Below are 12,432 nucleotides of genomic sequence, written 5' to 3'. Positions count from 1 at the left end.
ACCAGGTCAACGAAGGAAGCGAGACCTGAGTTCCGAGGACTATCCCACGCGTTCGATGGTGTAGCGGACCAGCTGTTCGAGGGCGTCGTTGGCCGGGCCGGGGGGGAGGGCGGACAGTTCGGCGTGGGCGATGTCGGCGTAGCCGTGCAGTTTTTCCTTGGCCAGCACCATGCCGCGGGAGCGGGACAGCAGGTCCAGGGCCTCGGTGACCTCGGCGTCGGTTTGCAGGGGGTGGGCCAGCAGCTTGCGCAGTCGGTCGCCCTCGGCGCCCTCGTCGCGCAGCGCGTACAGCACCGGCAGGGTGTGTACGCCCTCGCGCAGATCGGTGCCGGGGGTCTTGCCCGACTGCTCGGAGACCGAGGAGATATCGATGATGTCGTCGGAGATCTGGAAGGCGGTGCCGACCGCGTCGCCGAGGCGGGCCAGCCGCTCCACGTGCTCGGGGTCCGCGCCGGAGAAGGTGCCGCCGAACCGGCCCGCGGCGGCGATCAGCGAACCGGTCTTCTCCCACACCACCCGCAGGTAGTGCTCGACCGGATCCTGGGATTGCTTGGCGCCCAAGGTCTCTCGCATCTGGCCGGTGACCAGCTCGGCGAAGGTCTCGGCGATGGTGCGCACCGCCTCGTGGCCGAGGGTGGACACCAGGCGGGAGGCGTGCGCGAACAGGTAGTCCCCGGCGAGGATGGCGACGCTGTTGCTCCAGCGCGAGTTCACGCTGACCGCGCCGCGCCGCATCGACGCCTCGTCCATCACGTCGTCGTGGTACAGCGTGGCCAGGTGCACCAGCTCCACCACGGTGCCGGCGGTGACCAGATCGGGGTCGGTCGGGCGCGGGCCGAGCTGTCCGGTGAGGATGGTGAACAGCGGGCGAAATCGCTTGCCTCCGGCCTTCGCCAGGTGCAGCGCCGCCTCCTGCAGGAACTCCTCGCCCTCGGAAAGCTCACTGACCAGCAGCTTCTCGACGTCTTCGAGGCCGTTGCGGACGGTCGCCGCCAGCTCGGGGTCGCCGAGATCCACCCCGGCGACCACCGTGTCGCTGTCGCTCACAGCCGATATGCTCATACCGTCTCCCAATGCCGCGTCCGTCCCCACACCGAAGAACCTAGCGTGTCGACTCCGCGGCTCCCATGAACACCATCACTCTGGGACGAATCAGACACTCGGCGGATGGGGGAATCGACACCCCTCGGACGGGGCTGCCAGTATTGATCTCATGGTTGCATCGGATGGCACCGCGGCGACGGACGCGCTGCCCGCGCGAGTGGACGTGCTGGTGGTGGGCGCGGGACCCGCGGGTTCGGCGGCGGCCGCCTGGGCGGCGCGAGCGGGCCGCGACGTGCTGCTCGTCGATGCGGCGGTCTTCCCCCGCGACAAGACCTGCGGCGACGGGCTGACCCCGCGCGCCACGGCGGAACTGGAACAGCTCGGCCTCGCCGAGTGGGTGCGGGCGCACACGGTCAATCGCGGGCTGCGCATGTGCGGTTTCGGGCGGGAGGTCGAACTGCCCTGGCCCGGGGGTTCGTTCCCCACCTACGGAAGTGCCGTCCCCCGTACCGAACTCGACGACAAGCTGCGCGAGACCGCGATCAAGTCGGGGGCGCGGGCCATCGATGGCGTCCGGGTGCTGGACGTGCTGCGCGACGGCGACCGGGTCACCGGGGTGACCGTACGCACCGACGCCGGGGTGCGCGAGATCGGTTGCCGCGTCCTGATCGTCGCCGACGGGGTGCGCTCGCCGATCGGAAAGCTGCTGGGGCGCACCTGGCATCGCCGCTTCGCCTACGGCGTGGCCGCGCGCGCCTACATCACCTCGGCGCGCAGCGACGACGAGTGGATCACCTCGCACCTGGAGCTGCGCGACGCCGACGGCGGCATGGTGCCGGGCTACGGCTGGGTGTTCCCGCTCGGCAACGGCGAGGTGAACATCGGCGTCGGCTCGCTGGCGACCGAGCGGCGCCCCTCCCATGTCGCGCTGAAACCGCTACTGCAACACTATGTTTCGCTGCGGCGGCCGGAGTGGCAGCTCGAGGGCGAGGCGCGCGCGATCACCTCGGCGCTGCTGCCGATGGGCGGTGCGGTCTCGAATGTGGCCGGGCGCAACTGGGCGCTGGTCGGCGACGCCGCGGGGTGTGTGAATCCGCTCAACGGCGAGGGCATCGACTACGGGCTCGAGGGCGGGCATCTGCTGGCGGACCTGCTCGACGAGCCGGATCTGACCGCGGTGTGGCCGGATCTGCTGCGCGCCCGCTACGGCCGCACCTTCTCGGTCGCGCGCCGGATCGCCGCGCTGGCCACCCATCCGCGCATGGTGCCCACCGGCGGTCCGCCGGTGATGCGGTCGAAGTTCTTGCAGCACACCGCCGTTCGGGTAATGGGCAATCTGGTGACCGACGACGACGCCGATCTGGTCGCCCGCACCTGGCGGGCCGCGGGCCGGACGTCGCTGCGGTTCGACGCGCCGCGGCCGTTCTCCTGATGGACGCGCGGTCGGTGCCCGAGGACCTGCTGCCGCATCTGCGCCGGGCCCGGGATCTGGCCGACCGCCACTACGCCGAACCGCTCGATCTGGACGGGCTGGCCGCCGCGGCGGGGGTGTCGAAGTATCACTTCCTGCGCTGTTTCGCGGCGACCTACGGCCGCACGCCCGCGCTGTATCTGGCCGAGCGCCGCATCGAGCGCGCGCAGGATCTGTTGCGCGCCACCAACATCACGGTCACCGAGGCGTGCGTGCTGGTCGGCTACAGCAGCCTGGGGTCGTTCAGCCGCAAGTTCACCGAGCTGGTGGGCATGTCGCCGTCGGCCTACCAGGCCAAGTTCGCCGCGGACGGGGCGCCGCGGATCCCCGGGTGCTACGTGTTCATGCACGGGCTGTCGGACCGCAGGCGTGCCGAGTAGTTTCGCAATTTTCGAGAAGCACGGCCGGGTCGCCGAGAATTAGCCTCTGCGCATGGCAATCACCAACGTTTCCCTGGTCACCATCTACGTGAACGACCAGGACGAGGCGAAGAACTGGTACATCGACAAGCTCGGGTTCGTGGAGACCACGGACATCACCATGGGCGACAACGGTTTCCGATGGGTAACCGTCGCGCATCCCGAGCATCCGGAACTGGAGGTGACGCTGATGGTGCCGGGCCCGCCGCTGGACGCGCACCTGGCCGAGGCCATCCGGCGCTCGATGGCGAACGGCACGCACGGGGCGCTCGGCCTGGCCACCGACGACTGCCACAAGACCTTCGAGGAACTGACCGCCAAGGGCGTGGAATTCGTGCAGCCGCCCGCGGAACGCCCCTACGGGGTGGAGGCGATCATCCGGGACAACTCCGGGAACTGGCTCGTGATCGTCGAGCAGCACGAGTACGACGGCGGGGCGTTCGGCCCCGGTGCGGATTCGGCCCGCGGGTAGGGCACGCGGAAGCGAGCCCGGGTAGGGCTCGCTTCCGCGGTGCGGTCGGATCAGGCGTCGGCGGTGGCCAGCCAGCTTTCGATGAACTTGCGCTCGCTGTTCACCACGCGGTGCTGCAGTTGCTCGGCGAGCGGTTCGATGGCGGCGCCGACCAGCGGCACCTTGACCTCCACGGTGCCCGCGACCTCGATCTCCGAGCCTTCGGCGGTGGAACGCATCTCGTAGGTGCCGCTCATCTCGGTCGTGATGCCCGTGGTGTTGCCCACGAAGGTGCCGCGGGCGGTGTCGTCCCGCAGCGGACCCCAGTCGTCGGTGCGCTCGAGCACGAGTTCGTTCTTGAGCACCTTGCTCACGACCGCGGGAATCTTGTCCTGGCTGGCCCGTTCGGTCATCCGGATGCGGATGGTGTCGGGGCCTTCGGGGTGCGACAGGTCCAGGGTCGCGGTCTCCGCGCCGGAGAACCTGGCCTGCCAGAGTTCGTCGTTGGTGATCGCCCGGTGAAGCTCTTCTACCGAGACGCTGTATGACACGGTGAAGCTGAATTTTCGGGACATGGGCGCACACGCTATCGGAGCCGTGTCCTAGCCTGGAGCAGTGTCGGAAACCACGCAGTCTGATCGCCGGTCCGGGCGTGCCGGAGACCGCCGCTCGACTCGCTTGCGGCGCACCAGGATCGGGGTCGTGATCGCCGCGGCGACGGTGAGCGTGCTGGCGGTGCTGCTGGTGCTGGCTGCCTGGCGCGACGACCTGCTCATCAGCTCGAACAAGGGCGTGACCAGTGCCGAGGTGCTGTCGGCGGGCCGATTGCGCTCGGCGGTCACCTATGTCACGCCCGATGGTGTCACGCACAATCCGAAGGTGGGCGTGCTCTATCCCACCCGGCTCACCGCCGGCGAACGCATCAATGTCGAGTACAGCAAGAAGGATCCGGAGTTGGTGCGGGTCGCCGGTCGCGACGCCCGGGTGGCGATCATCCCGGCGCTGTCGGTGATCGTGGTGGCGTGGGGGGTGGCGCTACCGGCGCTGTGGCTGATCCGGAGGTTCGAGCGGCGCAGGTGACGCGTCGTGGAGTGTTCGCCGGATCTTCGCGTGGGTGTTACACGGGCTTGGCGGCTCGGCGTGCCGTGGTGCGCACACTCGAATTGTGCGAGTAGCGATAGTCGCGGAGTCGTTTCTGCCGAATATGAACGGCGTCGTGAACTCCGTGCTGCAGGTGCTCGATCACCTGGAGCGGCACGGACACGAGGCACTGGTCATCGCGCCGGATACCCCGCGTGGACTGCCGCCGGCGCCGCGCGAGCACGGACGCTTCCCGGTGGTGCGGGTGCCCGCGGTGATGGTGCCCAGGATCAGTTCGCTGCCGGTGGGGTTGCCGCAGCCGGGCATCACCGCGGCGATCGACGACTTCGATGCCGACGTGGTGCATCTGGCCTCGCCGTTCCTGCTGGGCGCGGGCGGGGTGGCGGCGGCGGTGCGGCTGGATCTGCCCGCGGTGGCGATCTATCAGACCGATGTGGCCGGATTCGCCAAGAGCTACGGGCTGGGCCCGGCGCGCCGGGCCGCGTGGGCCTGGACGCGCCGCATCCACGAGCGCGCCGCGCGCACCCTGGCGCCGTCCACGGCCGCCGCGGAAGACCTTGCGCAGCACGGCATTCCGCGGGTGCACCGGTGGGCGCGCGGGGTCGACATCGGCCGCTTCACCCCGTCCGAGCGGCAGGCCGGGCTGCGGGCGGACTGGTCGCCGCAGGAGAAGCTGATCGTCGGATTCGTCGGGCGGTTGGCCCCGGAGAAGCATGTGGAGCGGCTGGCGGCGCTCGCCGACGATCCGGACATCCAGCTGGTGGTGGTCGGCGACGGCCCGGATCGGGCGCGGCTGGCCCGGCTGCTGCCGACGGCGGTATTCACCGGCGAGCTCGGCGGGGCCGAGCTGGCGCGGGCGTACGCGAGCCTCGACGTGATGGTGCATCCCGGCGAGCACGAGACGTTCTGCCAGGGCGTGCAGGAGGCGCTGGCCTCCGGGCTGCCGGTGATCGGCCCGGACGCCGGTGGTCCGCGCGATCTGATCGCCCACTGCCGCAACGGCTATCTGCTGCCGGTGGATCGCTTCACCGAGCTGCTTCCCAGTGCCGTTGCGGCGCTGCGTGATCCGCAGCTTCGGGCCCGATTCGCCACCGCCGCACGCAAATCCGTGCTGCATCGCACCTGGCCCGCCATCTGCACCGAACTGCTCGGGCACTACGCGGAGGTCATCGGCACCGACCGGGAGAGCCTGTACCGCACCGCATAACCCCCGGCGTCGGATCCCGGCGCGGGGTCAGCGCAGCCCCTGATCGCGGTCGCGATCGAAGTTGTGGTCGAGGCTGCGACCGTTGCCGGGCTGGTCGTCGGGGTCGTTGTCGGGCGGCGGCATGTGGCAGAAGATGCTGCTGGGGTCGTAGATCGGGCACATCGGTGTGCCGGGTTGGGCGGCCGCCGCGCCGGCGCCGATCACGGAACCGGCGAGGACGGTGGCGGCCGATAACGCTGCGAGTCTTTTCATCCGCATGGCGAGACTCCTCTGCCGTGGGCGAATACTCTGCTGCTACCTCATTTTATTCGACCTCGGCCAGGAATTTCGTCATCAGGGTCGCCCATTCGTCGGGCCGTTCGGCGAAGGGGAGGTGGCCGGTGGGGAGTTCGGCGGTGCGGGCGGTGGGGATGCCGGTGGCCACCTCGTATTGGACCGACGGGGGGACGAGCAGGTCGGCGGTGGTGACGACGACCAGGGCGGGCACCTGGATTCGGGCGAGTTCGGCGCGGGTGTCGACGCGGCCGCCGAGGTCGGCCTGGTCGGCGGTGCCGGTGGGGAAGGTGCGCTCGGCCTCCTGGAGCATGGCCGACAGTTCCTGCGGCGCAAAGGTTTCCAGCCGCTCGGCGCTCCAGGCCACGGTTTGCATGAACCGGGCGAGCAGGTCGTGGCGGCCGGAGCGGTACAGCTCGCGCCACAGTTGCAGCAACAGCAGCATGCGGTTGTCGGGGCGGGCGAAGGGCGCGGTCAGGATCAGCGCCCTCACCCGCTCCGGGTAGCGCGTGGCGATGCGCACCGCGACGGAGGTGCCCAGCGAATAGCCGATGACCGCGAAGCGCTCGTGCCCCTCGGCGGCCGCGGCGGCGACCAGTTCGTCGGCCAGCGCGTCGAGTTCCAGGGGCGCGAGCGCCGGGGCGGACTCCCCCGCGCCCGGGTAGTCCGCGCCGATGACGGTGTGCCCTTCGGCCAGCGCGTCCAGGACGGGGCCGTAATTGGGGCGGACGCCGCCGCCCGCGCCGTGTGCGAGCAGGACGGCCGGGCCGCTGCCGAGCACGGTGCGGGCCAGGGTGGGGCGAACAGGCGTGGGGCTCACGGGCACTCCTCGTTTGTTTAGCGGTCGCTACAGAACAGACCATAACACGCTCTGTAGCGATCGCTATACAATCGGTCGGGTGAGCAGAACCGCAGGCAGGCCGCGTGGCTTCGATCGGCAGCAGGCGCTGGAGCAGGCGCTGCGGCTGTTCTGGCGGCACGGCTACGAGGCGACGCCGATCTCGACGCTGGTCGAGACCATCGGCGTGAAGCCGCCGAGCCTGTACGCGGCGTTCGGGGACAAGCGGGCGCTGTTCTCGGCCGCGGTGCGGCACTATCAGCAGACCTACGGCGCGTTCACCGAACGGGCGCTCGCCGAGGAGCCGACCGCCCATGCCGCGCTGCGCAGGCTGCTGTTCGACGCCGCCGCCGATTACGCCGACCCGAGCCATCCGCCCGGCTGCATGATCATTACCGCGGCCACCAACTGCACCCCGGCCGCCGACGACGTGCGGGCCGAACTGCGGGCACTCCGCGAGGCCACCAAAACGGCCTTCCGCGAAAAGATTTCGGCCGATATCGACGCCGGGCGACTGCCCGCGGACACCGACGCCGACGGGCTGGCGAGCTTCTACGCGGCCACCGTGCAGGGCATGTCGGTGCAGGCGTGCGACGGGGCCGACCGGTCCGAACTGAAGCGCATTGCCGAGCACGCCCTGGCCGCCTGGCCGAGATAGTGTCTGGGACGTGGCGAAGACAGAGTCGTTCCGGGCCTCCCTGGACAAGCAACCGCACGAGGTGGCGTCGATGTTCGACGGGGTCGCCGAGCGGTACGACCTCACCAATACCGTGATCTCCGCAGGGCAGGACCGGTACTGGCGCTGGGCGACCCGGCGGGCGCTGGGGCTGCGGCCGGGCGAGCGGGTGCTGGACCTGGCCGCCGGGACCGGGGTGTCGACGCTGGAATTCGGCAAGTCCGGCGCCTACTGCGTCGCCTCCGACTTCTCCAAGGGCATGCTCGAGGCCGGGCGGCACCGCAGGGTGCCGATGGTGGCCGGGGACGCCACCGCGCTGCCGTTCGCGGACGAGGTGTTCGACGCGGTCACCATCTCCTACGGGCTGCGCAATGTCTCCGAATCGGACGCGGCGCTGCGCGAGATGCTCCGGGTGACCAAGCCCGGCGGGCGGCTCGTGGTCGCGGAGTTCTCCACACCGGTGTTCGGGCCGTTCCGCACCGTCTACATGGAGTATCTGATGCGGGCGCTGCCGCGGGTGGCGCGCGCCGTGAGCAGCAATCCGGACGCCTACGTCTATCTGGCCGAATCCATTCGGGCGTGGCCGAATCAGCGGCAGCTGGCGCTGCGCATCGCCGACGCCGGATGGTCGGCGGTGCAGTGGCGCAATCTCACCGGCGGGATCGTCGCGCTGCATCGGGCGTACAAGCTGCAGTAGCGTCCGGTGATATCGATCACTCCTCACAACCGCCGGTCACGGCTGTGCGGAGCTTCGTCACCTGGCGATAACGTTCGGTAAATCCGGTGCAATCGCGGGTCGAGATGATCGGCTCATGCCGGAAACAGTTTCGGGTCGCGGTTCCACGACCACCGCCACGACGTGCTCGTACTGCGGTGTCGGCTGCGGGATCACGGTCGAGACCGGCATCGGCGAGCACGGCGCACCGGTCATCGCGAAGGTGCGCGGCGACAAGCTGCACCCGGTCAATGCCGGACGCCTGTGCACCAAGGGCGCCACCCACGCCGAGCTGATGCGCGCACCCGGCCGGATGACCACCGCCCACCTGCGCCCCGCCCGCGGCCAGGCCCCCACCCCGGTCCCGGTCGACGACGCCGTCCGCGCCGCCGCCGAGCGGTTGCGCGCGATCGTCGAGGAGCACGGACCCGACGCCGTCGCCCTCTACGTTTCGGGGCAGATGTCGCTGGAGTCGCAGTATCTGGCGACCAAGCTGGCCAAGGGCTATCTGCGCACCATCCACATCGAGGCCAACTCCCGGCTGTGCATGGCCAGCGCGGGCACCGGATACAAGCAGTCGCTGGGCGCGGACGGCCCGCCCGGCTCCTACGACGACATCGACCACGCCGACCTGTTCTTCGTGATCGGCGCGAATATGGCCGACTGTCATCCGATCCTGTTCCTGCGCATGGCCGATCGCCGCAAGGCGGGCGCGCGACTGATCGTGGTGGACCCGCGGCGCACCGAAACCGCCACGCACGCCGACCTTTTCCTACAGATCGCGCCCGGCACCGATCTGGCGCTGCTGAACGGGCTGCTGCACCTGCTGCTCGAAAACGGGGACATCGACAAGGATTTCATCGCCGAGCACACCGAGGGCTGGGCGGCCATGCCGGAGTTTTTGGCCGACTATCCCCCGGCCCGGGTCGCCGAGCTCACCGGCCTCGCCGAGGCCGACATCCGCACCGCGGCACGCTGGATCGGCGAGGCGGGCGAGTGGATGTCGCTGTGGACGATGGGTCTCAACCAGTCCACGCACGGCACCTGGAACACCAACGCGCTCTGCAATCTTCATCTGGCGACGGGCGCGATCTGCCGCACCGGCAGCGGGCCGTTCTCGCTGACCGGGCAGCCGAATGCCATGGGCGGCAGGGAGATGGGCTACATGGGGCCGGGCCTGCCCGGGCAGCGCAGCACGCTCTCCCCCGCCGACCGCGCCTTCGTCGAGACCGCCTGGGGCCTCGAGCCCGGCACCATCCGCGCCGAGGCCGGGCCGGGCACCATCGAGATGTTCCGCGGCCTGGCCGAGGGCCGGATCAAGGCGTGCTGGATCATCTGCAGCAATCCCGTTGCCACCGTGGCGAATCGCAAGACGGTCATCGCCGGGCTGGAGGCGGCCGAGCTGGTGATCGTGCAGGACGTCTACACCGAGACCGCCACCACCGCCTACGCCGACGTGCTGCTGCCCGCCACGCTGTGGACGGAATCGGAAGGGGTGATGGTGAATTCGGAGCGCACGGTCTCGCTGCTGGGGCGCGCGGTGGACCCGGTCGGCGAGGCCCGGCCGGACTGGCGGCTGATCGCCGACGTCGCCACCGCCATGGGCTTCGACGGCTTCGACTTCGCCTCCAGCGCCGAGGTTTTCGACGAGATCCGCGGTTTCGCCAATCCGGCCACGGGTTACGACCTGCGCGGCATCGACTACGACGCGTTGCGCGCGGGACCGATGCAGTGGCCGTGCCCCGATTCGGACCGGCGGCGCAACCCGATTCGCTATCGCAACGACGGCGTGAGCCAACACCCGTTCGTCGACGCGGACGGCCATCGGCCCGCACTGGCATTCGCCACTCCCAGTCGACGCGCGGTGTTCTGGCCGCGCCCGCACCTGGCGCCGGACGAGATGCCGGACGACGATTACCCGTTCGTGCTCAATACCGGCCGCCTGCAGCATCAGTGGCACACCATGACCAAGACGGGCCGGATCGACAAGCTCACTCGGCTGGACGGGAAACCGTTCCTGGAGATCCATCCGGGCGATGCCGAGCGGTTGGCGGTGCGCGACGGCGATCAGATCGAGATCGCCTCGCGCCGCGGGCGGGCGGTGCTGCCGGTGCTGGTCAGCGATCGGGTCCTGGTCGGCAACACGTTCGCGCCGTTCCACTGGAACGACGAGCAGGGCGAGTACCTGACCGTGAACGCCGTGACCAACGACGCCGTCGACGCGGATTCGCTGCAGCCGGAATTCAAGGTGTGCGCGGTGGCGCTGCGCCGGGTGGCGGCGGTCCCGGAACCGGAGACCGCGCCGGGCATCGCCCTGCCCACCCGCGCACCCGCGCATCCGTTGGCCACCGTCCTCGGCCTCGATACAGCGACGACACCGACGCTCGGCGAGAGCGAGCGGGTCTACCTCGCCGGATATCTCGCGGCGTTGCAGGCGATTCCGGTGCAGGGCCAGCCGGTGCTGCCGGAGTCGGCCCCGCTGTCGGACCGGGCCCGGTCCTGGGTGAACGGGCTGCTGGCGGGCATGTACTCCCGCGCCGCCGAAACACCCACGGCCCCTGCCGATTCCGGCGCCCGCGCGATCACGGTGCTGTGGGCGTCGCAGACCGGGACCGCCGAGGAGCTGGCCACCACGGTGACCACCCGGCTGGCCGAGGCGGGGTACACGCCGCGGCTGCTGGAGATGAATTCCTGTGAGCTGACCGATCTCATCGGCGACGCCCTGGTCATCACCAGCACGTTCGGCGACGGCGGCCCGCCGGACAACGGCGCGGATTTCTGGGATCGGCTGCACGAGAGCGCGATTCGGCTGGCCGAACTGCGCTACGCGGTCTTCGCCCTCGGCGACTCCTCCTACGACGACTTCTGCGGGTACGGCCGCAAGGTCGACACCGCGCTCGCCGGGCACGGCGCGACTCGGCTGCTGCCGCGGGTGGACAGCGAACCCGATCACGATCCGCTGTCGTCGCACTGGGTCGAGGAGGTGCTGGCGGCGCTCGGCTCCGAATCCGATAGCACCGTCCCGCAATCGTTTTCGCCGCCCCCGCGCCCGCAGGCCGCGGGCCGGACCATGACGCTGTCGCGCCCGTCGGTGCGCGAGCGCACCCGGCAGCAGGCCGCGCAGTTCACCCGGAGCGCACCGCTGGCCGCGCCGCTGATCCGCAACGAACTGCTGACCCGGCCGGGCGCGGCGAAGGAGGTGCGGCAGTTCGGTTTCGACCTGTCCGACAGCGATGCCAGCTACGAGGTCGGCGACTCGCTGGGCGTCTGGCCCACCAATTCCGAAGAGCTGGTGGCGGAATGGCTCGCCGTCACCGGACTGGACGGACAGCGCCTGATCGAAATCGACGATCGCGAGCCGACCTTCGAGCAGGCCCTGCGCACCCACTACGACATCACCAGGGTCAGCCACGATCTGCTGAATTTCATCGCGGCGCACAACCCCAGCCCGCAGCTGGCCAAGCTGCTGCGCCACGACAACAACAACGAGCTGGACCAGTACCTGTGGGACCGGCAGGCCGTCGACGTGCTGCGCGACTTCCCGGTGCGCGCCGATCTCGTCGAATGGCTGGGCGCGCTGAAAAAGCTGCAGCCGCGCCAATACTCGATCTCCTCCAGTCCGCTGGTGAGCCCGCGCGAGGTGCAGCTGACGGTGGGCGTGGTGCGCTACGGCGACCCGGCCGCCCGGCGCGGCGGGGTCTGTTCGACCTATCTCGCCGACCGGGGCCGGGCGGCGGCGGTGCCGGTATTCCTGCAGCGCGCACCGCATTTCCGACCGCCGCTGGACCGGAACGCCCCGATGATCATGGTGGGGCCAGGCACCGGCATCGCGCCGTTTCGCGGCTTCCTGCAGGAGCGGCGCGCGCTGGGCTGCGGCGGCCGCAACTGGCTGTTCTTCGGCGATCAGCACGCCGCCGACAACTTCTACTACCGCGACGAGATCGAGGACATGTTCCGCTCCGGCTTCCTCACCCGGCTGGACCTGGCCTTCTCCCGCGATCAGCGGGAGCGGATCTACGTGCAGCACAAGATGATCGAGCACGGGGCGGAGCTGTGGGCCTGGCTATCGGACGGCGGTCACCTCTACGTCTGCGGCGACGCCACCCGCATGGCCGTCGACGTCGACGATGCCCTGCTGCGGATCGCCCGGGTGCACGGCAGGCTCGACGACGACGGCGCCCGCGCGTTCAAGAAGCAGCTCGTCGCCGAGAAGCGCTACGTCCGCGACGTGTACTGA

12 protein-coding genes are annotated in these 12,432 nt (G+C 70.1%); 8 read left to right on the top strand and 4 right to left on the bottom strand.

Annotated elements, in window-relative coordinates:
- Nucleotides 1-39: 39 nt before the first annotated feature.
- Nucleotides 40-1,062: a polyprenyl synthetase family protein gene (locus tag HPY32_RS23945; protein ID WP_067594190.1), complete on the bottom strand. Its 1,023-nt coding sequence runs from the start codon at nucleotides 1,060-1,062 to the stop codon at nucleotides 40-42.
- 151 nt (nucleotides 1,063-1,213) lie between these two features.
- Between HPY32_RS23945 and HPY32_RS23940 the strand changes: the two genes are divergently transcribed.
- From HPY32_RS23940 to HPY32_RS23930, 3 genes are read left to right on the top strand one after another with little or no spacing between them, the layout of a single operon-like run.
- Nucleotides 1,214-2,476, top strand: coding sequence for a geranylgeranyl reductase family protein (locus tag HPY32_RS23940; protein WP_067594193.1), 1,263 nt, complete (start codon nucleotides 1,214-1,216; stop codon nucleotides 2,474-2,476).
- Entirely contained in the window at nucleotides 2,476-2,895 is a 420-nt protein-coding gene (locus tag HPY32_RS23935; protein WP_067594199.1) for a helix-turn-helix domain-containing protein, read from the top strand. Before HPY32_RS23940 ends, HPY32_RS23935 begins: the two co-directional genes overlap by 1 nt.
- 52 nt (nucleotides 2,896-2,947) lie before the next feature.
- Complete coding sequence (locus HPY32_RS23930) at nucleotides 2,948-3,406, top strand: VOC family protein (RefSeq protein ID WP_067594201.1); 459 nt, start codon at nucleotides 2,948-2,950, stop codon at nucleotides 3,404-3,406.
- 50 nt (nucleotides 3,407-3,456) lie between these two features.
- Here the strand turns inward: HPY32_RS23930 and HPY32_RS23925 are convergent, their stop codons facing one another.
- Nucleotides 3,457-3,960: a DUF2505 domain-containing protein gene (locus HPY32_RS23925; protein ID WP_067594203.1), complete on the bottom strand. Its 504-nt coding sequence runs from the start codon at nucleotides 3,958-3,960 to the stop codon at nucleotides 3,457-3,459.
- A 103-nt stretch (nucleotides 3,961-4,063) separates the two neighbouring features.
- Between HPY32_RS23925 and HPY32_RS23920 the strand changes: the two genes are divergently transcribed.
- Both HPY32_RS23920 and HPY32_RS23915 read left to right on the top strand, forming a co-directional pair.
- Nucleotides 4,064-4,465 carry a DUF3592 domain-containing protein gene (locus tag HPY32_RS23920; protein ID WP_067594205.1) on the top strand — a complete coding sequence of 134 codons (402 nt, stop codon included), beginning with the start codon at nucleotides 4,064-4,066 and terminating at the stop codon, nucleotides 4,463-4,465.
- Between the two features lie 85 nt (nucleotides 4,466-4,550).
- On the top strand, nucleotides 4,551-5,693 hold the full coding sequence (locus HPY32_RS23915; protein ID WP_171983035.1) for a glycosyltransferase family 4 protein: 1,143 nt from the start codon (nucleotides 4,551-4,553) through the stop codon (nucleotides 5,691-5,693).
- A gap of 27 nt (nucleotides 5,694-5,720) precedes the next feature.
- On the opposite strand, the gene HPY32_RS23910 is transcribed toward HPY32_RS23915, so the two are convergent.
- The gene (locus HPY32_RS23910; protein ID WP_156674702.1) at nucleotides 5,721-5,951 is read right to left on the bottom strand and encodes a hypothetical protein; all 231 of its coding nucleotides are present in this window, start codon (nucleotides 5,949-5,951) and stop codon (nucleotides 5,721-5,723) included.
- Between the two features lie 46 nt (nucleotides 5,952-5,997).
- Nucleotides 5,998-6,786 carry an alpha/beta fold hydrolase gene (locus HPY32_RS23905; RefSeq protein WP_082871936.1) on the bottom strand — a complete coding sequence of 263 codons (789 nt, stop codon included), beginning with the start codon at nucleotides 6,784-6,786 and terminating at the stop codon, nucleotides 5,998-6,000.
- Between the two features lie 79 nt (nucleotides 6,787-6,865).
- Between HPY32_RS23905 and HPY32_RS23900 the strand changes: the two genes are divergently transcribed.
- The 3 genes from HPY32_RS23900 to HPY32_RS23890 all read left to right on the top strand — a co-directional run bounded on the left by HPY32_RS23900 (nucleotide 6,866) and on the right by HPY32_RS23890 (nucleotide 12,432).
- Entirely contained in the window at nucleotides 6,866-7,462 is a 597-nt protein-coding gene (locus HPY32_RS23900) for a TetR/AcrR family transcriptional regulator (protein ID WP_082871745.1), read from the top strand.
- Between the two features lie 10 nt (nucleotides 7,463-7,472).
- A complete protein-coding gene (locus tag HPY32_RS23895) occupies nucleotides 7,473-8,177 on the top strand; it encodes a demethylmenaquinone methyltransferase (RefSeq protein WP_067594211.1) in 705 nt (234 codons plus the stop codon).
- A 115-nt stretch (nucleotides 8,178-8,292) separates the two neighbouring features.
- Nucleotides 8,293-12,432 (top strand): bifunctional nitrate reductase/sulfite reductase flavoprotein subunit alpha, encoded by a 4,140-nt coding sequence (locus HPY32_RS23890; RefSeq protein WP_067594213.1) that lies wholly within the window; start codon nucleotides 8,293-8,295, stop codon nucleotides 12,430-12,432.

The sequence above is a fragment of the Nocardia terpenica genome (genome assembly GCF_013186535.1).
GTDB lineage: Bacteria > Actinomycetota > Actinomycetes > Mycobacteriales > Mycobacteriaceae > Nocardia > Nocardia terpenica.
The sequence above is the reverse complement of the archived record's forward strand: the minus strand, read 5'-3'. Positions and strand labels throughout refer to the sequence as shown.